Here is a 20,953-nt window from a genome sequence, read left to right on the forward strand (position 1 = left end):
TTGAAATTCAGTCGCCCCGAGCGGGATCCCGACAGGGCGCCGGAGAAAACCGGTTGTGTGTATCGTCCCTCATTCGTGCCAGATACCCCGGTCACCCACGGTCATTCGTGGCACGCACCGGGCACAGCGAAACGCAGGTCAGCAGCGCCGACCCGCGTGATCTTCTGATTCCTGAGCTGAGTGTGTCGCACCGCCTCGGTGTCACCACACTGTCACATGTGACACGGATACCCCGGACAGCCGCAGACCCGAGCGCAGTCTTTCGCCAGCTCAGCCACCACTATCCGATCCCGGCAGACGGACCCGGGCTGCCTCCGGAGCAGAAGATCGACAACAGCCCCAGGCCGTCCACAGGCCGTCACGGTCCCCAAACGACAGTGAACTGGGTAGAAGTCGGGAGAGACCACTCCGCAGGTCAACACCGGGTTTTCGAATGTTTCTGGAGGTCAACGAAATTGACCGCGAGATCCTCGACATCTTTGAAGGCACCCAGCAGATCCAGCAGCTCATCGTGGCCCGCCGCGTCCTCGGGCTGTCCAGCGACAAGCTGAAGTAAGTTCCAGCACAACGGAAAACCGGTGCGCGCCACGCAAGTGGCCCGCACCGGTTTTTTCGTTTCAGCGCGATGGGCCATGTCGGCTAGGTTGATTCCGAACGCTGCAGGCGTTGCAGCCTCCCGGGTCGAGGAGCGGACATGAGCGGTGAGCCGAACGTCATCGGCGAGATCCTGGTGACCTCCCGATCGCTCGCCGAGTACCAAGCCATGTTCGGGTTGTCCGACGCCGACTTGCGCGCGTCGATCCTGGACTGCCCTGCCGGAGCCGCTGGATTCGTGGCGGAAATCAATTCCCGTGGAGGCGATGCGCTCGCGTGCGATCCCGTCTACGCCGAGCGCGACCCTGCGGAAACTACCGCGCTCGCGCTCTCGGACATCGACCGCGCGAACCAATACCTGCGCAGCCATGCCGACCAGTACGCGTGGACCTTCTTCACCGACCCCGACCATCATCGGCAGTCCCGCTCCGAGGCCGCGCGCCGCTTCGGCACCGACATCGCCGCCCACCCGGCCCGCTACATCGCGGCCGCCCTCCCCAGCCTCCCCTTCGCCGACGCCAGCTTCGATCTGGTCCTCAGCTCCCACTTCCTGTTCAGCTACGCAGACCGTTTCGACCTGAACTTCCACCTGCGCGCGATCCTCGAGCTGATCCGAGTAAGCCGCCGCGAGGTCCGCATCTTCCCCCTCACCCCCATGGGCGCTCCCCACACCTACCGAGAACTCCCCGCCCTGATCGACAGCTTGACCAACGCCGGAATCACAACGGCGATAAAGGATGTCGACTACGAATTCCAGCGCTTCGGAACCCAAATGCTCGTCTGCACTCGCGAAGTCATGACTGACTGACGTCACGACATCAGTGGGCCTGTATCCGAATCACAGCCACGTTGATCGACCCTTGCCGCCTCGGTGGAGGTGGGGACAATGGGGGCATGGTCGAACTCGTGCTGGTTCGGGGGGATATCACCGAGCAGGAGGTTGATGCCGTGGTGAATGCGGCGAATTCTTCGCTGCTCGGGGGTGGGGGTGTTGACGGGGCCATTCATCGGAAGGGGGGTCCGGCGATTCTGGCTGCGTGTCGGGAATTGCGGGCGTCGCGGTATGGGAAGGGGCTGGCGACCGGGGCGGCTGTTGCGACGACCGGTGGGAATCTGCCGGCGCGGTGGGTGATTCACACGGTGGGGCCGGTGTGGTCGGCGCAGGACGACCGATCGGAGCTGCTGGCGTCGTGCTATCGCGAATCGCTTCGGGTGGCCGATGAGCTGGGTGCGCGGACGGTGGCGTTCCCGGCTATCTCGACCGGCATTTTCGGGTGGCCGATGGATGACGGTGCCCGGATCGCGATCGAGACGGTGCGAGCGGCCGACACCGCGGTGCGGGAAGTGCGTTTCGTGCTGTTCAGCCAGGATGCTCACGACTCGTTCGCCAGCGCACGCGGGTCATCGGCCGGGTAGCCCGGCGAGCGGAGCCACGGCTGGTCTTTCGCTCGCGAAGCTCAGTCGAGGCAGAACTCGTTGCCCTCTATGTCCTGCATGACCAGGCACGACTCATTGACGCCGTCGGCGCGCAGCAAGTGCAGACGTCGAGCGCCGAGGGCGACCAGCCGTGCGCATTCGGCCTCGAGGGCGGCTACGCGCTCCTCGCCCAGGCCGGTACCGACTCGCACGTCGAGGTGAAGACGATTCTTGACGACCTTTTCCTCGGGCACACGTTGGAAGTACAGGCGCGGGCCTACGCCTGCGGGGTCGACACAGGCTGAACCCTGCGACTCGTATCCCAGTACCGCGCACCAGAAATGGGCGAGCCGCGCGGGGTCCGCGCAGTCGAAGGTGACCTGGATGGTTCTGACGGACGCCATCGGCGCTCCTAACGGGGGTCTCGGCGCATGCACCAGGTGCGGAGGCCGTTGTCGGCGAGCATGATGTCGGCGGTTACCTCGAAGCCCAGGTGTTGGTAGAAGCGGACGTTGGCTTCGCTGGAGGTTTCGAGGAAGGCCGGGTAGCCGGCTCGGGCGGCTGCTTCGAGCCCGGGGCGGAGGACGGCGGTGCCGAGGCCTCGGCTCTGGTACTCGGGGTCTACGGCGATGGTGTGGAGCATCCATGCCGGATCGTGGGGGCGGTAGGGCTCGATGGCGGCTTCGGAGGCTGCGGCTGCTTCGGATCGGTTGCCGATGAGGTCGGACAGTTCGGCGGCGAGGTCGGCGAACGCGGGGGCGGGGTCCCGGTCGGGGGTGGACCAGGCGGCGACGGCGCGGCCGCCGTCGGCGATCCAGACCTTGCCGTAGGGCATCGCTATGCGGGTGAGGCATAGTTCCTGGTAGCGGCGGATTCGTTCCAGGTGGTTGTCGGCGTCGATCACGTACCGGGTGTAGGGGTAGTCGGCGAACGCGCGGGCCAGGGTGTCCACGGCGGTAGGGACGTCGGCGTCGGTGATCAGCCGTACCGTGTTCGTCGATGAGGGCATGTCCCGCCAACGAGCGCCTCGGCGATCTCGTTCCGACTGCCGGCCGAGGGGTGATCAGATTCCGGAGCCGGTGATTCGGAGTTGCGAGTTCACGTACTCGACTCGGAGCCACCGTTTCTCGGTCTGGGTTTTGCCGGTCGTATAGGTGTAGGTGAGGGTGGCGGTGCTGGTTCGGTAGTCGGTGTTGGTGATGGAGCCGACTTGGACCGTGGTGACGGTCGACCAGAATTTGGTGTATCCGGAGTAGCCACCACTCTGGGATTGGTAGGACGAGGAGAGCTGAGCCCAAGCGGATTCGGTGCCTGACGGGAGTTGGGCGTAGTAGCTGCGGATGAAGCTGGCCATCTGGTCCGCGGAGGGACCCTTCGAATCCTGTTTGCCTACGTCTTTTCCGGATCCCGTTTCATTGCCGTTGCCGGTTACGACGATGGTGGTGTCCGCCGGCTTGTCGGAACCGGTGCCGAAGTGGATGTTGCCGAACGCTCCCGCCGCGATGAATGCCGCGGCGATGGTGGCGGCGGCTCCGATGACGGCTACCGCGATCGCTACGCCTGCCCGTTCGGACATGCGCGCCTCCCCTGGTCGATCACGCACGATGGCCGCTCGCCCGGAGACGGCAGGATCAGGATACTGCTGGGATTCTGGGAATCACAGGCAATTCTCGAGGTTGGCCGACGGGTGGGCTACCAGCTGATTCGGCCGGCGCGGGCGGGGTGGTCACGGAGCGTCGGTTGCCGAAATATGATCTGCGCGGATAAGTTTCGGCGGTGCGCGGATTCAGTAGGCGAATGCTATTGGGGGCGGGGGCTCTTACGGCGGGTGCGTTGCTCCCGGCGGCGGTCGGCCGGGCCGGGGTGCCGGTGGCGGGGCCCGCGTTCGACGTGCAGTACCGGGCGATCACCAGAGTGGCCGGTGGGCGCTGGCATTGCCTGGTGACCGATCTGGGGTCGGGGACGCCGGTGCCGGTCGTGGAGGAGGACGCCGACTTCGTGATCGAGGGCGCCAGCGTGCAGAAGCTGGCGGTGATGACGGCCCTCATGAGCGAGGTCGACGCGGGTCGGGTGAAGCTGTCGGACACCACGACGCTGGACGCCGATATCATCGCCGAGGGCAGCGGGCTGTATCTGAACCAGGCCGCGTTCGGAGATCAGCTGACCGTCGCGAATCTGCTGACCACCATGTTGCAGGTGTCGGACAACACCGCGGTGCGGCTGCTGTCGCGGTTCGTATCAGGTGACCAGGTCAACGAGACGCTGGATCGCCTGGGGTTCAAGCAGACCCGCGTGGAGCCACTGCCCGGGGAGAGCCGCTTCTATCTGGGCGTCACCACGGCGCGCGAGAACAATGACCTGCTGTACCGGCTGGCCTCGGGGACGCTGCTGTCGAAGGAGTCGACGCAGGCGGTGCTGCGGATCATGTCGTGGTCCTCGGTCGGCTACACCGACGGCGTCCGGCGCAATATGTCCTCGGACGAGCGGGCCCGTTTCGCCGTCAAACACGGTGCGTCCGACGACAAACGGCACGAAACGGGCGTCATGTTCGACCCGGCCGGGGCCCCGTCGGTGGTGTTCTCGTTCCTCGCCGATCAGGCTCCCGACGCCGACAACTACGGGGCCACGAATCCGGTGGTGGAAGCGCACGCCGCGCTGGGACGGGCGCTGCTCGACACGTACACGCATCTGTCGCCGTTGCAGTCGTTCATCGATCCGAAGAAGATCGCGGCGGGCGGGCACTGAGCGGGATACTCAGCCCGCCAACATGTTTCGCATGGCGGTGAACACCTCGGACGCGCCGCCCAGGGACCAGCCCCCGTCGACGGGGATGATCGCGCCATTGACGTAGGCGGCATAGGGCGAGGCCAGCCACAGGCAGCAGTCGGCGATCTCCTGGGCGGTGCCGTAACGGCCCATGGGCACCGATCCGGTCACCATGTCGGCCATTTGGGGCGTGGGCGCCAGCCGCGCCATGCCCTCGGTGTCCTCGATCGGCCCCGGCACCACCGCGTTGACCCGGATGCCGTGGTGCCCCCATTCGAGCGCCGCGCATCGGGTGAGCATGTCGACGCCCGCCTTGGCCGCGCACGCGTGCGCCTGCATCGCCATCGGAAGGGTCGACTGCGGCGCGGAGATGGTGATGACCGACGCCCCGGGCGCGCGCAGATGCTCGCGGCCGGCACGCAGCACATTGAAGGTGCCCTTCAGATCGATGTCCACGACCGCCGCGAACGCGCCCGCCGACATGGTGTCCGCCGCGGCGGGAAAGTTCCCGGCGGCCCCGGACACCAGCACGTCCAGCTCCCCGAGTTCCCCGCAGATGGCGGCGATCCCCTGCTCCACCCCCTCGTAGTCGCGGACGTCCGCCGCGAAGCCGAGCACGGTGCCCCCACTCTCCCCGATCGAGTCGACGGCGGCGCGCACCTTGTCCGGTGAACGCGACAGCACCCCGACCGAGGCCCCCGCCCGCGCGAACGCTCGAGCCACGCCGAGATTGATACCGCTGGTGCCACCGGCCACGAATACCGTCTGGCCGGAGTAATCGAAGAGGTCGCTCATCTCCTGATTCTGCGGCGATTCCCCCGCCCCGGGGTCGGGTTCACGCGGTTCGATGCAGGCTCGCGACCGGTTCGGGCCGAGACGCCGAGACGCCGGGCGCCGACACGCGGCGACATCCGGGCGCGGGCATCGACCGCCACGCCGGAGACCAGGCGAACCACGCGGTCCGGTCAGGCGGCGGCGAAGCGGACGGCCAGTTGGGTGCGGCTGGTGCACGCCGTCTCGGCCAGCACCCGGCTGAGGTGTTTCTTCACGGTATCCACACCGATGAACAGCCGTTCGGCGATCTGCCGGTTGGTCAGCCCGCGCGCGGCCAGGTCGGCGACCTCCCATTCGCGCGGGGTGAGCTGCCAGGTGGCGGTGGCGGCCCGCCGTTCGCGGTCGCGGGCGAGCTGTTCGCCGACCAGCGGCGCGAGGTGGCGGCGCAGCGCGTGCAGCAGCGCCACATCGCGTTCGGGCACGCTCGGCGACTCCGCGACCGCCATGCCCACGCACAGCACCCCCGCGGGTCCGCCGTCGACCAGCATGGCAGCTTTGTCGGTGATTCCGTTGGGGTGCAGGAACTCCGCGCGGAACGCGTCGGACCCGGGCACCTCGCTGAGCCGAATGACGCCGCGAGCGCGCAGCAGGTCGGGGACCAGCGGGTTGCGCAGCGGGTCCACCGCCGCCCAGCGTTCGGCGTAGTCGGCCATGAATTCCGCGGTGTATCCGCCCTGCACGCCGCAGCCCTCACGGATCGCCTCGTCGAGCGTATCCCCGTGCAGCACAGCGACTCCGACGAACCCGAACCAGCTCTGCAGGGCGAGCACCAACCGCTCCCGGAACTCGCTCAGGTCCACGGCCCGATCGACGGCCTCCAGAACGCCGATCAGCCGCCGGTGATCCTCGGCGGTCAGCGGTTCGCCGTCGGGCAGCGGCCGGGGGCGGCGGTGCGGATCGCGCAGGGCTCCAGTCACTCCAGCCATTTTCCACCTTTGGGCCATACCGGGCGATGCCGCGCGCCACGACACTGGACGCGACCGCCCCCGGTGAATTCGCCGGGGGCACAGCGACGAAGGAATGGAATGAGTGCACAGAACCCCCGCCGCTGGCTGATCACCGGCGCGAACAGTGGTTTCGGCGCGGCCATCACCGCGGCCGTGCTGGCCACCGGGGACGAGGTGGTGGCCGCGGTGCGCCGCCCCGAGACGATGGCGGAAGTCATTGCGACGCACCCGGATCAGGTGCAGGTGGTGACGCTGGACGTGCGCGACGGCGAGGCCGCCGAGCGCGCGATCAAGGAGGCCGGTCGTATCGACGTACTGGTCAACAATGCCGGGTACGGCATCATCGGCGCGATCGAGGAGACCAGCGAGGCCGATCTGCGCGATGCCATGGAGGTCATGTTCTTCGGCCCGCTGCGCCTGACCCAGCTGGTGCTGCCGCAGTTGCGGGAGCGTCGCTCCGGCACAATCGTGCAGCTGACCAGCATGGGTGGCTTTATGTCCTTCGCGGGCGTGGGCGCGTACAGCGCCGCGAAGGGCGCGCTGGAGCTGGCCAGCGAAGCCCTGGCGGCCGAGGTGAATACGCTCGGCATCCAGGTCCTGATCGTCGAACCGGGTGAGTTCCGTACCGGTTTCGCCCGGCCCGCCGCCCTCACCTTCGGTTCGTCGATCCCCGACTACGCCGGGACCGTCGGCGCGATCCGCGACGGTCTGCCCGCCTCCGATCAGCAGCAGACCGGTGATCCGGCCAAGGCCGCGGCCGCGGTGCTGGCCACGGTCGGTCAGCCGGACGCCCCGCTGCGCCTGGCCCTGGGTCCGGACGCCGTGGGCGCGATCCGCGCCAAGCTGGCCACCGTCGCCGCGGAACTCGACGCCACCGCGGCGCTCGGTCTGAACACCGCCTTCGACGAGGCCTGAGCACCCCGGAAACGCGAACAGCCCGCCGGTCCCCTCGGCGGGCTGTTTCATGCGTTCTGCCTACAGCGCGGTCAGCGCGGCACTCCCGGTGCCCATGGCGGTGACGATGTTGGCAAGCACGGCGAGAAGTTCCATTTGAGTTCCTCATCAATTCGGGAGCGGGAAACACGCAGCCTGGGCGATGAGAGTGACGTCCGCGCGACGGCAGGGTTAACAATCCGGGGACTTTCGCGAATCATACCGATGCCCGATGTGACCGAAAATGTGTAACCGGCGTCACATGCCCCTGTTACGGTGGCGCTACCGTCGTCGGGTGGGCGGCGAGCGTCTCGTCAACGGAGGTGGTCCGCATGGCCTCGGTTCTGCATTCGACTCGGCAGCGCATGGCGCACACCGGCGAGGCGCTCAGGGGATTGCGGCGGTTGCGAGAATTGGGGTTGAGCGACCCGTCGGATCCGGTGGAGACGGTGCGATTACTCAGGGACGCACGGGTTTTCGGTCCGCCCGCCACGGCGGTGCGCCGCGCGGCCCGCATGTTCCCGGATCAGCCCGCCCTGGCCGACGAGCGGGGTGAGCTCACCTACCGCGAGCTGGATCATCAGTCCAACGCGCTGGCTCGCGGCCTGCAGCGCAATGGCGTCCGCCCCGGCACCGTGGTGGGCGTGCTGGCCCGCGACCACCGGGGACTGATTCTCACCATGGCCGCCCTGGGCAAACTCGGGGCACGGCTGGCGCTGATGAACACCGGTTTCGCCAAACCCCAGTTCGCGCAGGTGTGTGAGCGCGAGAACGTGCGAGTCGTCTTGCACGACAGCGAATTCCTCGGCCTGCTCGACGCCCTGCCCGAGGACCTGCCCCGCATCCTGACCTGGGTCGACGAGGGTGCCCAAATACCTTCCGATGCAAAGACTCTGGACGAGCTGATCGAGTCCAACGCGAAGACGCCGCTGCCCGCGCCGAAGAAACCGGGCGGCTTCATCATCCTCACCTCCGGCACCACCGGCCTGCCCAAGGGCGCGCCGCGCGACCGCACCGGGCCGCTGTCGACCGTGCAGATGGTGGACCGCATCGACTTCCCGCAGCGGGGCACCATGGTGATCGTCTCCCCCATCTTCCATTCCACCGGCTTCGCGACCTGGTTGACCGGGTGCGCGTTCGGCAACAAGGTGGTGACCGCCCGCCGCTTCGACGCCGAGCGCACGCTGCGCCTGATCGCCGAGCACAAGGCGGACATGCTGGTGGCGGTGCCGACCATGCTGCATCGAATGGTGGAGTTGGACAAGGAGATTCGCCAGAAGTACGACACGTCCTCGCTGAAGGGGATCGTGCTGGCCGGGTCGGCGTTGTCGCCGGAGCTGTCGACGCGCACGGCCGAGGTGTTCGGCCCGGTGCTCTACAACCTCTACGGCTCCACCGAGTGCGCGATCGCGTCGGTGGCGCGGCCGGAGGATCTGACCGTGGCCCCGGGCACCGCCGGGAAAGCTCCGCTCACCTGCGAGGTGGCGTTGTTCGACGACGACGGCCGCCGCGTGCTGGCCAAGAATGTCACCGGCCGCGTCTTCATACGCTCCGGTTCCCCGTTCAAGGGCTACACCGACGGCCGTAAGAAGGAGGTCATCGACGGCTACATGTCCAGCGGCGACGTCGGGCACTTCGACGACCGCGGACTGCTGTTCATCGATGGCCGCGACGACGACATGATCGTCTCCGGCGGCGAGAACGTCTTCCCGCAGGAGGTCGAGAACCTGCTGCTGGAGCGGCCCGACATCTTCGACGCGGCCGTGGTCGGCGTGGACGACGTCGAGTTCGGCAAGCGGCTGCGCGCGTTCGTGGTTCCCGAGCCGGGCGTGCGACTCGACGCCGAGGAGATCAAGGCGCACGTGAAGGCGAATCTGGCCCGCTACAAGGTGCCCCGCGACGTCTTCTTCCTCGACGATCTCCCCCGCAACGCGACCGGCAAACTGCTGCGCCGCGTCCTGGTCGAATACGAGCCGCCCGCGGCCTGAATCACGGGCGGCGCCTACACACACCTTCCCGGTCCCGATCACCGCGACACGGTGGCAATCCTGGGATTCGCACCACGAGCTGCGAGGTTTATTCGTAACCGCGAGTAACGGAGACCTCGGCCACATCCTCGCTGCCTGCGCTTGCTAGGGTTAGCACCGCACTGGATCTCGATGTTGTGGTCCGTCGGCGGACTCGTCCGGCCAGGGGGATCGCGGAAGGTTGTACCCATGTCACTTCCATCGGCGGGCACGGTTCTACGCAAGGCCGGCGATACCGCACTGAGCGTCAACGCGATGGTCCGAGGGGGACTCTTCAATCCGCTACGCCCCGATCACGCGGTGCGCTCGGCGATCAACGTGTTGAAGTTCGGCCCCTTCGCGGGCGCGGTCGTGCACGCCGCCAACACCAATCCGAAGTCCGCGGCCATCGTCGACGAGCGCGGCGAACTCACCTTCGAGCAGCTCGACAAGCAGTCGACCGCGCTGGCCCGCGGCCTCGCCGCGCGGGGCCTGGGCCCCGGTGACGTGATCGGCGTGCTGGCCCGCGACCACCGCGGCATGGTGCTGAGCCTGGTCGCCGCCGGCAAGCTGGGCGTGCGCGCGGTACTGATGAACACCGGCTTCGCCAAGCCGCAGTTCACCGATGTCGCCGCCCGCGAGCACGTCAAGGCGGTACTGCACGACAGCGAGTTCTTCGACCTCATGTCGGCCATCCCGGCCGAGATTCCGCGCATCCTGACCTGGGTCGACGAGAAGGACGATGCCGACCCGTCGATCCCGACCATCGAGTCGGTCGCGGCCGGTCAGTCCACCGCGCCGCTGGCGCCGCCGGAGAAGCCGGGCGGCATGGTCATCCTGACCTCGGGCACCACCGGCACCCCCAAGGGCGCGCCGCGCGACAAGGTGTCGCCGTTCATCACGGCCCAGTTCCTGGATCGAATCCCGTTGCCGCGCAACAGCACCGTGGTGATGGCCGCCCCGATCTTCCACGCCACCGGCCTGTCGCAGTTCACGCTGTCGATCGCGCTGGGCAACCGGGTGGTGTTCCAGCAGCGCCGCTTCGACCCGGAGACCACCCTCGCCAACCTGGTGAAGTACCGGGCGCAGGGCCTGACCGTGGTGCCGACCATGCTGCAGCGCATCCTCGACCTGCCGCCGGAGACCCTGGCCAAGTACGACCCGAAGCGGACCCTGCGCGTCATCTTCGCCGCCGGCTCGGCCATCCCGCCGGACGTCGTCACCCGCACCCTCGACTACTTCGGCGAGACCCTCTACAACGTGTACGGCTCCACCGAGTGCGCGGTCATGACCGTGGCCACCCCGAGCGAGCTGCGCAAGGCCCCGACCACCGCGGGCAAGGCGCCGGTCGGCATTCGCGTCGCGCTGTACGACGAGAACCGCAAGCGCATCAGCGCCCCGAACGTGACCGGCACGATCTTCATCGAGAACGGGCACTCGTTCAAGCAGTACACCGACGGCCGCACCAAGGAGTACGTCGACGGCCTCATGTCCTCCGGCGACGTCGGCCACTTCGACACCGACGGGCTGCTGTTCATCGACGGCCGCGACGACGACATGATCGTCTCCGGCGGCGAGAACGTCTTCCCTCAGGAGGTCGAGAACCTGCTGTCCAACCGCCACGACATCCTCGAGGCCGCCGTGGTCGGCGTCGACGACCGCGACTTCGGCAAGCGACTGCGCGCCATCGTGGTCCCCGGCCCGGAGTCCAAGCGCGACGTGCAGGAGATCAAGGACTACGTGAAGGAGAACCTGGCCCGGTACAAGGTGCCGCGCGAGGTCATCTTCCTCGACGAGCTGCCGCGCAATGCCACCGGCAAGCTGCTGCGCAAGCCGCTCATCGAGATGGAGGTCACAGAGAGCTAGCCGAATCCCCGCGTGCCCCGGCCGCTTTCGCCCGGGGCTGGGAATTCGCTGGGAATCCTGTGGCTATTATCAGCGCGTGAGTTTCGAATCCGGCCGCCGTACGGCGCAAATCCGCAGCGACGCTGCGGTGCTGCGCGGTGCGGCGGCCGGTTCGGTTTCCGGGGCGCTCGCGATGGCCGCGCACGGCTGGATCTCGGGGGCCGCGCCCCTGGAATCGGGGCCGTTGACGCTGCTGGTCGCCGCCTCGGCCGCGGTCGGCGCGGCGGTGGCGAGCGTGCACGCGCTGCGCTCCACCGTCGCGGGCCTGGTGGTCGCGTTGATCGGCGGACAGCTGCTCGGGCACTTCGCCATGATGTGGGGTTCGCCGGGGAGCATGCACCACATGCATCGCACCGCCTCGATGTGGAGTCCGGCCATGCTGGCCGCGCACATCACGGCCGCGTGTGTGGCGGCGGTGGTCATTCTCGGTGCGGAGGCGGCCTATCGGATCGGCACCACGGTGCTGGCCCGGGTGCTGCCGCTGCCTGTTTCACTGCCGGTGCTGTCGGGGCCGCCGCGGCTGCCCATCGCGCACCGGGATCTGGTCGTGCTGCGCGTCTTCGCGGCCGACGTCTTCCGTACGCGTGGTCCACCCGCGCTCGTTCGAGGCTGATTCCTTACTTTCATCCGGGCACACGGACTTTCGCGTCCGTGTGACATCGCTGTGTTCCCGCGACCGTCGCGGTGATGACATCCGCGTCCCGGTATCCCATGACCGGTGTGCGCCGCGGTGGCAGTCGCGTGCGCGCTACGAGGGGGTCATGGGCTGCCCGGACCGGCGCCGCATCGACGTGTCCAGGTTCTCCGCAGCCCGGGTGTTCACTCGAACCCGAAAGACCACTGGTGACAATCACTGACAGCGGTGTCGAGACGACACCGCCGCCCTCCCCTGCCCCGACGCCGGAACCGGCGTCCGGGAAGTCCCCGAAACGCGGCGCGGGGAATGCCTTCCAGGCGCTCATGCTGCGGCTGCATTTCTACGCGGGCGTCTTCGTGGCGCCGTTCATCCTGATCGCGGCCGTGACCGGCGCGCTGTACGCGATCTCGCCGACCCTGGAGAACATCACCTCCAGCGGTCTGCTGCATACCGATTCGACGGGCCCGGCCAAGCCGTTGAAGGAGCAGATCGCGGCCGCGCAGGCGGTCGAGCCCTCGCTCGCGCTGGTGGCCGTCGCTCCCGGCCAGAACGCCGGTGACACCACGCGCGTCATCTTCAGCGATCCGTCGCTGGGAGAATCCGAGCGTCGTGCTGTTTTCGTCGATCCGGTCACCGCGCAGACGGTCGGCGATGATGTCGTGTACGGCAGCTCCGGCGCGCTGCCGATGCGCACCTGGATCGACAAGCTGCACAAGGACCTGCACCTGGGCAAGGTCGGCCGCTTCTACAGCGAGATCGCGGCCTCCTGGATGTGGCTGGTCGCGCTGGCCGGACTGGTGCTCTGGTACCGGCGGGTGCGGGCGCGGCGCGAGAAGCGCTCGGCCGGTTGGCTGGTGCGCCCGGATCGGTCGCGGCCCCGTGCGCGCACGCTGAATTGGCATGCGGTGGTGGGCGTCTGGATCCTGCCGGTGATCCTGCTGCTGTCGGCTACCGGTATGACCTGGTCGAAGTACGCGGGCGAGAACGTGACCGAGCTGCGCAAGGCGATGAGCTGGCAGACCCCCGCGGTGAACGCGAAGCTGCCGGGATCGACCGGTCCCGCCAAGCCCGCGGGCGGCGAGCACGACGGGCACGGCAACGCGCCCGCGGCGACGCCCCCGGCGGGCAAGGCGGCGCTGGCCGACACCGTGTACGGCGTCGCCCGTGCCAACGGCCTGAACGGGCCGCTGGAGATCAGCATTCCGGCCAAGGACGGCATGGCTTTCGTCGCGCAGGAACTGCGGCGGCCGGGCCAGTACACCCGCGACGCCATCGCGGTGGACGGCCCGACCGGCAATGTCACCGCCAAGCTGCCCTACGCCGACTGGCCGCTGATGGCCAAGCTCACCAACTGGGGCATCCAGTTCCACATGGGCCTGCTGTTCGGTCTGGTCAATCAGCTGTTGCTGCTGGCCGTGATGATCGGGCTGGGCACGGTGATCGTGCGCGGTTACCTCATGTGGTGGCGCCGTCGCCCGACCAAGGAATCGAAGCTCGCCATGGGCAAGGCTCCGCGCCGCGCGTTCGCGCAGGCTCCGGTGGTCGTGCTGCTGCCGCTGGCGGCCGCCGCCGCGGTGGTCGGCTGGTTCGCGCCGATGATCGGCCTCCCGCTGCTGGCGTTCCTGGTGATCGATGTGCTCGTGGGTGTGGGAGCCCGCGTGCGCGCCAAGACCGCCTAGTCACCGAAATCCACTGAGCGACACGGCCTCCGGGCCGTGCCGCCGACCCCTGACACCCTTTCGCAGCGCTCGCGAACGCGACCTGCGCCTCCCGTGCGGCCTCTGACCCGCACCGACGAAAGATCGAAAACTGATGAAGCTCAACAAGTTCGCCGTGTCCGCCGCCCTCGTGACCACCGCCCTGGGTGTCACCGCCGGAACCGTGAACGCCGCACCCGCCCCCGCGGACGCCGCCATCAACTACACCGCCACTGCCGGTGAGAAGGACGTGGTCATCCGCACCGACGCCGGTTCCATGGGCGTCGAGAACGGCGTGTTCACCATCAAGGCCGCTGACGGCACCACGGTCGCCGGAACCGAGCTGTCGCTGCGCGTGGACGATTTCGTCTTCCCCGTCGCCACCGAGATCCACGACCGCGTCGCCACCCTGACGCCGCAGATCGACCTCGCGCACGCCACCTACAAGCCGGTCGCCCTCCCGTTCGAGAACAGCGCCCCCTGGAAGACCGACTACGAGCGCGAGCAGGCCGCCTGGAGCCGCATGACCAGCACCCTGTCCATGGGCGCCACCATCGGCACCCTGACCGGTGGTCTCGGCGGCGCGGCCCTGGGCTGCCTGATCGGCGGCGTCGCCGGCACCGCTCTCACCGGCGCCCTGCTGACCATGTTCGGCGCGGGCCCCCTCGCCGGCTGCATCGCAGGCGCCGCCGCGGTCGGCTTCCTCGGCACCATTGCCGGCCAGGTCTTCGTCACCGCCCCGTTCGCCATCGCCGCCGCCGTCCAGTACTTCACGACGATCAACCAGCCGTCGATCCAGTCGGTGAAGTAACCCGAAACCCGCTGTCGCCTTTCGAATCTCGGTTCCGGGATCCGAAAGGCGGCAGCGCGTCAGCTGTTCTGTGTGTCCCCCACGGGGGACACGCGTGTGATGACCAGGCTCACCAGCACGCCGAGCAGGCAGAACATCGCGCCGACCCAGATCGGCGCGGTCGCGCCCGAGGTATCGATCGCGAAGCCGCCGAGCAGCGCCCCCAACGCGATAGAGCAGTTGAACACCAGCACATACGCGGACGTGGCGGCCTGGCCGCTGTCGCCCCCACTGCGCAGCACCAGAGTCTGCAGGGCGACAGGCAATCCCGAGTACGTTTCGCCCCACACCATCAGCAGCACGATCACGGCATTCCGAGAGTCGAGCAACGGCAGCAGCACCAGCGCACACACCACCACGAACCCGAATACGCCGAGCACCTTCGCCGGGGATCCCAGCCGGTCGAGCGCGAATCCGGACATGAAATTCCCTGCTACCCCAGCGATTCCGTAGGCCAGTAGGTACGGACCGACCATCGAGGGCAGGATGTGTCGCTCATCCAGCATGAACGGCGCGACATAGGTATAGGCGGCGTAGTTGCCCACCACGACGACACAGGTGACGATGAGCGCGGCGAGCAGCGGACGCGCTCGGACCAAGCGCCGGAAATCCGACCATGCGACCGCCTCGACCATAGGCAACCGCGGGACGAATGCGAATACGACCAACGAACAGAGCAGGCTGAGGATCGCCAGCGCACCGAAGGCCGCTCGCCACCCGCTGTAACTGCCGATCAAGCTGCCGAGCGGGACACCCAGCACCAGGGCGACGGAGATCCCGGAAAACGCTATCGCGGTGGCTCGTACACCATCCCTCGGCCGAACCAGCCGGATGGCGATCGCCGCGACGATCGACCACATCAGGCCGTGAATGACTCCCGTAGCGAGCCGCGAGAATATGAACAGCCCATAGTTCGAGGACATGGCGGACAACAGATTCCCAGCGGTGAACACAGCCAGAATCGCGATGAGCAGAGCACGCCTATCGAACCGCCCGCTGACCACGGTGCTCACCGGTGCGAGCAGACCGGCGATCAAACCGAAGGCCGTCACAGCGATGCCCGCGGTCCCAGAACTGACATCCAGATCGCGGGCGATCTCGGGCAACAACCCCACCGGCGCCATCTCCGTCGTGGTGACGACGAACACCGAGAACCCCACCGCCCACACCGCGACCCAAGCCCGCCAACTGGTGGATTCGAGCTCCAGCTCGGCCGAACCCGATTTCACACCGACCCCATCAGCCATTCTTCCCCGCCAGCTCTTGTGAACTCCAATGAGCATCATCTCTATTGCGGCATTGCGACGCAACGACGGACAGGGATCATGTCCGTGGGGCGAACCGTTCGATCCGCGATGCCGTCGGCCAGTACTTCCACCCTCGCCCATTCATGTTGGCGGCGAGAGCCCCTTCCCGACAAACGCACGCCCGATGAACAAAGGAGTCACGACCTCGAGGACTGGAGACAGTTGTAGACGTGGACCACCACGAAGGTCTCCGCGCCGGTCCGAATCCTGTCGAGCTGCTCGGGGGTCAGGTTCCAGCCCGGCTCAGCGGGATCAGAGACGGGTGGGTTGAGGTAGGACACCGATGCGGCGCACTGATCCGGGCGCTTTCCACGTGCGACGACGGCATTGCCGATTGCCGGAGCGACGATCGGCGGAGTGATCGCTGCAAGATCGATCGTCGGCACCGTGACCACCGCCAGCGGATCGGGAGCCGGCGCGGGACCGATGAAATACGCTTCGGCGAAAGTCACGTCGTCGTAGTTGTACGGCATATCGATCACAGCCGTTCGGACGAAGCCGGTAACGGTGACGGACTCGGCAATACGTCTCGCGGGAGTCTGGGCAGCTGAGGGGACCGGCGAGAAATCGCACCGGCTGGCAATGAACCACGGAGCACCCCCGATCAGCACCAGCACGAGGGCGAAGCGGGCCCACCGATATCGGCGACTCCGGCCCCGGTCAGCCAAGGCGACGGGCACCGGCGGCGGGGATGGCGGCAAAGATGTGGCGGGCGGTGAATCCCTTGGCGGTCAAGGCTTCTCGAATCCTTTTGGAGGCTGCGCTCGCGCGGTTCTCGTCGATGAGGGCGAGGATGCTGCCGCCGAAGCCGGCGCCGGTGAGGCGGGCGCCGTGGGCGCCGGCGGTGAGGGCTGCGGCTACGGCTGTTTCGAGGGGTGGGGCGGAGACTTCGAAGTCGTCTCGGAGGGAGGTGTGGCCGGCGGTGAGGAAGGGGGCGATGGTGCGGGGGTCGGCTCCGGCGCGCAATTGTTCGGCTATTCGCAGGACACGGGCGTTTTCGGTGATCACGTGGCGGGCGCGGCGGCGGAGGACCGGGTCGGGGAGGCGGTCGATCTCGGCGGCGGTGGGGACGTCGCGGAGGGTGGGGACGTCCAGTTGGGCTGCGGCGGCGGCGCATTCGGCGCGGCGGGTGGCGTAGGCGCTGTCCATGAGGCGGTGCGGGGCGCCGGTGTCGACGATGAGCAGGGTGAGGCCGTAGCGGGCGAGGTCGAACGGGATGTGTTCGGTCTTGCCGGTGCGGGTGTCGAGGAAGAGGAGGTGCCCGGGGATGCAGAGCAGGGAGGCGGATTGGTCGAGGGCGCCGGTGGGGACGCCCGCGTAGATGTTCTCGGCGGTGCGGGTGATGTCGACGAGGTCGGCGGTGGAGACGCTGGGGGCGAACAGGTCCCGCACGGCGATGGCGACCGAACAGGTCAGGGCGGCCGAGGAGGACAGGCCCGCGCCGATCGGGACGGTGCTGTCGAGGTCGATGTCCAGGCCGGGAATCTCGTGGCCACGGCGCTCGAATTCGCGGATCACGCCCAAGGGGTAGCGGGACCACGCCGGGAAGTGGGACCAGCCCGCGGTGGACAGGTCCGCGGTTGTCGTGTCGACCGTGTCGCCGGGCGCCTGCGCAGATCTCAGGCGCAGCACGCCATCCGGTCTGGCCCGCGCGGTGCAGGTCGTACCCAGCGGCAGCGCGAGAGGCAGGACATATCCGTCGTTGTAGTCGGTGTGCTCGCCGATCAGGTTGACCCGCCCGGGTGCCCACCAGCGTCCCGCCATCGATTCCACGTGTCGGGCTCCTCTTCACCGGGGCGTGCGGGGCGTACGGTTCGATCTGCGGGGAGCATAGCGAGTCTCCCGAAAGCGGCCCTGCGGGTTCGCCGAACTCCCATCCGGACCGCCCGCTTTCATGTCATGATCGGTTCGGTTGCCCAATAAGTGGCAGCGCCTTTCTCGACCGGGCACTCTGCCACCGCAGTGCGGGGACCTATGCTCGTACCGCAACACACACGGTTGATGATCGGCGGTGTCTTTTCGAGTACTGCTCGGACAGGGGGGCTGGTGGGAACAGAAATACAACCGGCCGAACGGCCGCGACGCTTCAACATCTGCTGGCGCACGGTCCTGTTCATCTGCGGCGTACTGATTCTCGGCCTACCCCTGGTGATCAATTCCAAGGCGGTGGCGCTGGGCACGCTGTTCGTGTCGGTGGCCATCAGCCTCACCATGATCGGCATGGGGGTGCGCAAGTTCCTGCCCCGTCATCCGCTGCCGTGGTACCTGCTCTCCGCGGCCGCCGTGCAATTCGCCATCGGCACCGCGCTGCGTCACGTCTCCGACTCCCAGCGGCACCCGTTCGACGACCTGTTCACCCTCAGCGGCTATTGCTGTGTCGGGGTGGCCGCGGTGCTGTGGTTGCGCCCGCGCCAGAACAGCACCGACCATGATCTGCTGCTCGATTCCGGGCTGATCGGACTGGGCGCGCTGCTGCTGTCGTGGACCTTCCTCATCTCGCCGGTGCTGCACATGTCCCGGGACCTGGACTTCACCACCGTCACCTGCGTCGCTGACCCGATCGTGGACGCGCTGCTGCTCACGGTGATCGTGCATTCCGTGATCACCTCGGCGCGTTCGGAGACCTCACTGCGCCTGGTGCATCTGGCCATGCTGGTCATCCTCGCCGGTGACCTGGCCTACAACCTGGAGACCGCGGGCTCGGCGGTGATCGGCCGCCAGATCCAATTGCTGCCGCTGCAGCTGGGATTCACGCTGATCGGCGCGGCCGCGCTGCACCCCAGCATGGTGGTGCTCGGCGGGCCGCGCGACATCCACCCGCACCGGTCCCGGCAGCGGGCCAGCATCATCGCCATCGTCATGATCGTGGCCTCGCTGGTGCCGGTGGTCGGCTCCAGCCTGGACGCCCTGGACCGCATCGTGGTCTCGTCGCTGTTCGCGCTACTACTAGCCGGAGTGCTGCTACGCAGCGAGCGCGCCATCGAACGCAGCGCCCGCAGCGAGCGGCGCGCGCAGTATCAGGCAGACCACGACATGCTCACCGGACTCCTGAACCGCGCCGCCCTGCTGCGGGCGCTGCATCGTAATCGGGACCGGTGGGCCGGACAGCCCCTGGCGCTGCTGTTCATCGACCTGGACGGGTTCAAGCGGGTCAACGACAACTATGGGCACGCGGTGGGTGACGAGCTCATCGCCAATGCGGCGGCCCGGATCCGCCGGGTGATCCGCCGCGACGACGCGGCCGCCCGCTACGGCGGAGACGAATTCGTGGTGCTGGCCCCGCTGGCCCGGCCGCACGCTCTACAGCTGGCCGAACGCCTGCTGGCCACGCTGGGCGAACCGTTCGAGTTGAGTGCGGCCGAGGTGCGCATCGCGGCCAGCATCGGCATCGCGTGCTCCAAACCGCGCGAGACCGAGACCACCGTCTACGAGCTACTGCGCGAGGCGGATTCGGCCATGTACCACGCCAAGGAATACTCCCTCGGCTACATCTTCCACGACGACTTGCGCCGCAACCGCCCGGAGGCGGGCCCTCGCACCTGGCAACGCGAATCCGCGGTGTGAGCAAGCGGTAGGAGTTGTGGCCCAACCCACACGAAAAGGGTTGGGCCGTCAGCCCTCAGGCTGGAACGCCTCGTCCTCAGGCCAGGTCTTCCAGTAACCGACGCGCCGACTCCAGCTCGGCCTGCAGCTGCTCGACCTTGGCGAGCTGGGAGGCACGCACCGAGTCCAGGATGGAATCCACGACCTCCGACACCTCGGGGTGCAGGATCTTGGCGGCCTGGGAGACAGCCGAACTGGGCACGGCCAGGCCGCGGATGGTGCGCTTCTTGCCGTTGACGACATCGAGGGTCCACTCGCCCTCGGCGGTGCCGCTGAGGGTGACCGTGACCTCGGGAGCCTTGGGCTTGCGGGCGGCCGACGCGGTGGCGGCGGCATTGCGGGCCGGGCGCGAGGCCTTCTTGGCCTCGGCGGCGGGCTCGGCCGCCGGCTGCGGGGTGGCTTCCGGAGCGGGCGGGGTGCTCGGCGCGGCGGCCGGCATCGTCGCGGGGGACGACATCGTCACGGTCGGTTCCTTCCTGGTTGCCGTTCTGGGGGTTGCACTCGCCGGTTTGGCGGCGGCCGGTTTGGCCGGGTTCTGCCGGGCCGGCTTGGACAGGGTCACCTCGGTGGGACCGAAGGACAGCACGTCCTTCGAGCCCGTCGGCTTCACCTGCAGGAAATCGCCCTCGGACGGATCGCCGAGGGACATCACCTTGCCGGAACGACCTTCCGGGACACCGACCGCCGCCGCGGTGAACCACACCATAGGCGGTCTGCCAGCGTCGATTTCCGCGGCGATCTCCCGAATTTCGGTATCCGACAAGGGCTGTGGCTTGGTACGGGTCGACATGGGCACTCCGGGGCGGACGGGGCGGACAGCTGCGTGCCAAGAGCATGCACCATGGCACCGACAAATCCACATCCGGAGAACGCGCCTGGTCACCCACGCACGGTCAGTGATCCTTCAGCTATTCCTACTGGTGCGGCCCACGGAGCATGGCCGGCGCTGGTGATCCTAGGCGTCCGCCCCTGTCCCCGCGCAACTTTCGTGACGGACCCATCCGTCCCGCGCCCGAATAGCGAGTATCGATCAGAACTGTTCGACACCGCGCAGCACACACCGCACGGTCTGTGGCCGGGCCACCGGATCCAGCAGCGTCTCGGTGGTGAAGTCCTGGGTCGCGCCGGGCGCCACCAATACCTCGGTGCGCGTGCGTTCCAGATCCGCGGACTCGGGTGTCTGGAAGCTGATCACCACCAGATACCGGTGCTCCACCACATCCCGGTTGCTGACCACGGCGGTCGCCTGCCAGCCCGCGGAGGTGCCCGCGCAGGCGGTGACGAAGGCGCTGCGCTGCATTTCGGCGGTATCGCCGACCGACTGCTCGGCATTGGCTTGGTGCGCGTGCGCGGGTTCACCGTGTCCGCCGTGCGCGCAGCCGGTCAGCAGCGCCGCGCATCCTGACACGACACCGACTAGACCTCGGCCGGGGGTGATCATGAATCTCCCATTCCACC

The 20,953-nt window shown here is 67.9% G+C and carries 20 protein-coding genes and 1 pseudogene; 11 read left to right on the forward strand and 10 right to left on the reverse strand.

Going from position 1 to position 20,953, the window contains the following annotated elements:
* Window positions 1-457: 457 nt before the first annotated feature.
* The 3 genes and pseudogenes from ACQP06_RS27805 to ACQP06_RS27815 all read left to right on the forward strand — a co-directional run.
* Window positions 458-556 (forward strand): annotated as a pseudogene (locus ACQP06_RS27805) (hypothetical protein); the annotation flags it as partial.
* Window positions 557-694: 138 nt separating this feature from the next.
* Complete coding sequence (locus ACQP06_RS27810) at window positions 695-1,402, forward strand: methyltransferase domain-containing protein (protein ID WP_433667468.1); 708 nt, start codon at window positions 695-697, stop codon at window positions 1,400-1,402.
* Between the two features lie 86 nt (window positions 1,403-1,488).
* Window positions 1,489-2,010, forward strand: coding sequence for an O-acetyl-ADP-ribose deacetylase (locus tag ACQP06_RS27815; protein ID WP_433667470.1), 522 nt, complete (start codon window positions 1,489-1,491; stop codon window positions 2,008-2,010).
* A gap of 41 nt (window positions 2,011-2,051) precedes the next feature.
* On the opposite strand, the gene ACQP06_RS27820 is transcribed toward ACQP06_RS27815, so the two are convergent.
* The 3 genes from ACQP06_RS27820 to ACQP06_RS27830 are packed head-to-tail and all read right to left on the reverse strand — an operon-like array spanning window position 2,052 to window position 3,586.
* The gene (locus tag ACQP06_RS27820; RefSeq protein WP_433667472.1) at window positions 2,052-2,414 is read right to left on the reverse strand and encodes a VOC family protein; all 363 of its coding nucleotides are present in this window, start codon (window positions 2,412-2,414) and stop codon (window positions 2,052-2,054) included.
* Window positions 2,415-2,422: 8 nt separating this feature from the next.
* Window positions 2,423-3,019: a GNAT family N-acetyltransferase gene (locus ACQP06_RS27825; protein ID WP_433667474.1), complete on the reverse strand. Its 597-nt coding sequence runs from the start codon at window positions 3,017-3,019 to the stop codon at window positions 2,423-2,425.
* 54 nt (window positions 3,020-3,073) lie between these two features.
* On the reverse strand, window positions 3,074-3,586 hold the full coding sequence (locus ACQP06_RS27830; RefSeq protein WP_433667475.1) for a hypothetical protein: 513 nt from the start codon (window positions 3,584-3,586) through the stop codon (window positions 3,074-3,076).
* A gap of 221 nt (window positions 3,587-3,807) precedes the next feature.
* Between ACQP06_RS27830 and ACQP06_RS27835 the strand changes: the two genes are divergently transcribed.
* Window positions 3,808-4,755: a serine hydrolase gene (locus ACQP06_RS27835; protein ID WP_433667476.1), complete on the forward strand. Its 948-nt coding sequence runs from the start codon at window positions 3,808-3,810 to the stop codon at window positions 4,753-4,755.
* A 9-nt stretch (window positions 4,756-4,764) separates the two neighbouring features.
* Here the strand turns inward: ACQP06_RS27835 and ACQP06_RS27840 are convergent, their stop codons facing one another.
* On the reverse strand, window positions 4,765-5,571 hold the full coding sequence (locus tag ACQP06_RS27840; protein WP_433667478.1) for an SDR family oxidoreductase: 807 nt from the start codon (window positions 5,569-5,571) through the stop codon (window positions 4,765-4,767).
* A 170-nt stretch (window positions 5,572-5,741) separates the two neighbouring features.
* A complete protein-coding gene (locus ACQP06_RS27845; protein ID WP_433667480.1) occupies window positions 5,742-6,536 on the reverse strand; it encodes a helix-turn-helix transcriptional regulator in 795 nt (264 codons plus the stop codon).
* 99 nt (window positions 6,537-6,635) lie between these two features.
* Between ACQP06_RS27845 and ACQP06_RS27850 the strand changes: the two genes are divergently transcribed.
* The 6 genes from ACQP06_RS27850 to ACQP06_RS27875 all read left to right on the forward strand — a co-directional run bounded on the left by ACQP06_RS27850 (window position 6,636) and on the right by ACQP06_RS27875 (window position 14,546).
* Window positions 6,636-7,472 carry an SDR family NAD(P)-dependent oxidoreductase gene (locus ACQP06_RS27850; RefSeq protein WP_433667481.1) on the forward strand — a complete coding sequence of 279 codons (837 nt, stop codon included), beginning with the start codon at window positions 6,636-6,638 and terminating at the stop codon, window positions 7,470-7,472.
* 350 nt (window positions 7,473-7,822) lie between these two features.
* Complete coding sequence (locus ACQP06_RS27855) at window positions 7,823-9,478, forward strand: acyl-CoA synthetase (protein WP_433667483.1); 1,656 nt, start codon at window positions 7,823-7,825, stop codon at window positions 9,476-9,478.
* Window positions 9,479-9,706: 228 nt separating this feature from the next.
* Window positions 9,707-11,362 (forward strand): acyl-CoA synthetase, encoded by a 1,656-nt coding sequence (locus tag ACQP06_RS27860; RefSeq protein ID WP_433667484.1) that lies wholly within the window; start codon window positions 9,707-9,709, stop codon window positions 11,360-11,362.
* A 76-nt stretch (window positions 11,363-11,438) separates the two neighbouring features.
* Entirely contained in the window at window positions 11,439-12,014 is a 576-nt protein-coding gene (locus ACQP06_RS27865; RefSeq protein WP_433667486.1) for a hypothetical protein, read from the forward strand.
* A 230-nt stretch (window positions 12,015-12,244) separates the two neighbouring features.
* Window positions 12,245-13,717, forward strand: a complete 1,473-nt coding sequence (locus ACQP06_RS27870) for a PepSY-associated TM helix domain-containing protein (protein WP_433667487.1) — start codon at window positions 12,245-12,247, stop codon at window positions 13,715-13,717.
* Window positions 13,718-13,850: 133 nt separating this feature from the next.
* On the forward strand, window positions 13,851-14,546 hold the full coding sequence (locus ACQP06_RS27875; RefSeq protein ID WP_433667489.1) for a hypothetical protein: 696 nt from the start codon (window positions 13,851-13,853) through the stop codon (window positions 14,544-14,546).
* Between the two features lie 59 nt (window positions 14,547-14,605).
* Here ACQP06_RS27875 and ACQP06_RS27880 read toward each other — a convergent pair whose 3' ends face one another.
* The 3 genes from ACQP06_RS27880 to galK all read right to left on the reverse strand — a co-directional run bounded on the left by ACQP06_RS27880 (window position 14,606) and on the right by galK (window position 17,656).
* Window positions 14,606-15,895: an MFS transporter gene (locus ACQP06_RS27880; RefSeq protein WP_433667491.1), complete on the reverse strand. Its 1,290-nt coding sequence runs from the start codon at window positions 15,893-15,895 to the stop codon at window positions 14,606-14,608.
* A 134-nt stretch (window positions 15,896-16,029) separates the two neighbouring features.
* Window positions 16,030-16,509 (reverse strand): hypothetical protein, encoded by a 480-nt coding sequence (locus ACQP06_RS27885; RefSeq protein ID WP_433667492.1) that lies wholly within the window; start codon window positions 16,507-16,509, stop codon window positions 16,030-16,032.
* 43 nt (window positions 16,510-16,552) lie between these two features.
* The gene (gene galK / locus ACQP06_RS27890) at window positions 16,553-17,656 is read right to left on the reverse strand and encodes a galactokinase (RefSeq protein WP_433673444.1); all 1,104 of its coding nucleotides are present in this window, start codon (window positions 17,654-17,656) and stop codon (window positions 16,553-16,555) included.
* A gap of 282 nt (window positions 17,657-17,938) precedes the next feature.
* Between galK and ACQP06_RS27895 the strand changes: the two genes are divergently transcribed.
* Window positions 17,939-19,456, forward strand: a complete 1,518-nt coding sequence (locus ACQP06_RS27895; protein ID WP_433667494.1) for a diguanylate cyclase domain-containing protein — start codon at window positions 17,939-17,941, stop codon at window positions 19,454-19,456.
* 76 nt (window positions 19,457-19,532) lie between these two features.
* On the opposite strand, the gene ACQP06_RS27900 is transcribed toward ACQP06_RS27895, so the two are convergent.
* Together ACQP06_RS27900 and ACQP06_RS27905 are read right to left on the reverse strand one after the other, a co-directional pair.
* On the reverse strand, window positions 19,533-20,201 hold the full coding sequence (locus tag ACQP06_RS27900) for a DUF6319 family protein (protein ID WP_433667496.1): 669 nt from the start codon (window positions 20,199-20,201) through the stop codon (window positions 19,533-19,535).
* Window positions 20,202-20,525: 324 nt separating this feature from the next.
* Window positions 20,526-20,903 (reverse strand): hypothetical protein, encoded by a 378-nt coding sequence (locus tag ACQP06_RS27905; protein WP_433667498.1) that lies wholly within the window; start codon window positions 20,901-20,903, stop codon window positions 20,526-20,528.
* Window positions 20,904-20,953 lie beyond the last annotated feature (50 nt).

The organism is Nocardia sp. CA-136227, assembly GCF_050955695.1.
Lineage (GTDB): Bacteria > Actinomycetota > Actinomycetes > Mycobacteriales > Mycobacteriaceae > Nocardia.

What these genes read in the sequence shown, in the direction of transcription:
- ACQP06_RS27810 (WP_433667468.1), top strand. Translation starts at nt 695, where the DNA reads ATGAGCGGTGAGCCGAACGTCATCGGCGAGATCCTGGTGACCTCCCGA.
- ACQP06_RS27815 (WP_433667470.1), top strand. Translation starts at nt 1,489, where the DNA reads ATGGTCGAACTCGTGCTGGTTCGGGGGGATATCACCGAGCAGGAGGTT.
- ACQP06_RS27820 (WP_433667472.1), bottom strand. Translation starts at nt 2,414, where the DNA reads ATGGCGTCCGTCAGAACCATCCAGGTCACCTTCGACTGCGCGGACCCC.
- ACQP06_RS27825 (WP_433667474.1), bottom strand. Translation starts at nt 3,019, where the DNA reads ATGCCCTCATCGACGAACACGGTACGGCTGATCACCGACGCCGACGTC.
- ACQP06_RS27830 (WP_433667475.1), bottom strand. Translation starts at nt 3,586, where the DNA reads ATGTCCGAACGGGCAGGCGTAGCGATCGCGGTAGCCGTCATCGGAGCC.
- ACQP06_RS27835 (WP_433667476.1), top strand. Translation starts at nt 3,808, where the DNA reads ATGCTATTGGGGGCGGGGGCTCTTACGGCGGGTGCGTTGCTCCCGGCG.
- ACQP06_RS27840 (WP_433667478.1), bottom strand. Translation starts at nt 5,571, where the DNA reads ATGAGCGACCTCTTCGATTACTCCGGCCAGACGGTATTCGTGGCCGGT.
- ACQP06_RS27845 (WP_433667480.1), bottom strand. Translation starts at nt 6,536, where the DNA reads ATGGCTGGAGTGACTGGAGCCCTGCGCGATCCGCACCGCCGCCCCCGG.
- ACQP06_RS27850 (WP_433667481.1), top strand. Translation starts at nt 6,636, where the DNA reads ATGAGTGCACAGAACCCCCGCCGCTGGCTGATCACCGGCGCGAACAGT.
- ACQP06_RS27855 (WP_433667483.1), top strand. Translation starts at nt 7,823, where the DNA reads ATGGCCTCGGTTCTGCATTCGACTCGGCAGCGCATGGCGCACACCGGC.
- ACQP06_RS27860 (WP_433667484.1), top strand. Translation starts at nt 9,707, where the DNA reads ATGTCACTTCCATCGGCGGGCACGGTTCTACGCAAGGCCGGCGATACC.
- ACQP06_RS27875 (WP_433667489.1), top strand. Translation starts at nt 13,851, where the DNA reads ATGAAGCTCAACAAGTTCGCCGTGTCCGCCGCCCTCGTGACCACCGCC.
- galK (WP_433673444.1), bottom strand. Translation starts at nt 17,656, where the DNA reads ATGGCGGGACGCTGGTGGGCACCCGGGCGGGTCAACCTGATCGGCGAG.
- ACQP06_RS27900 (WP_433667496.1), bottom strand. Translation starts at nt 20,201, where the DNA reads ATGGTGTGGTTCACCGCGGCGGCGGTCGGTGTCCCGGAAGGTCGTTCC.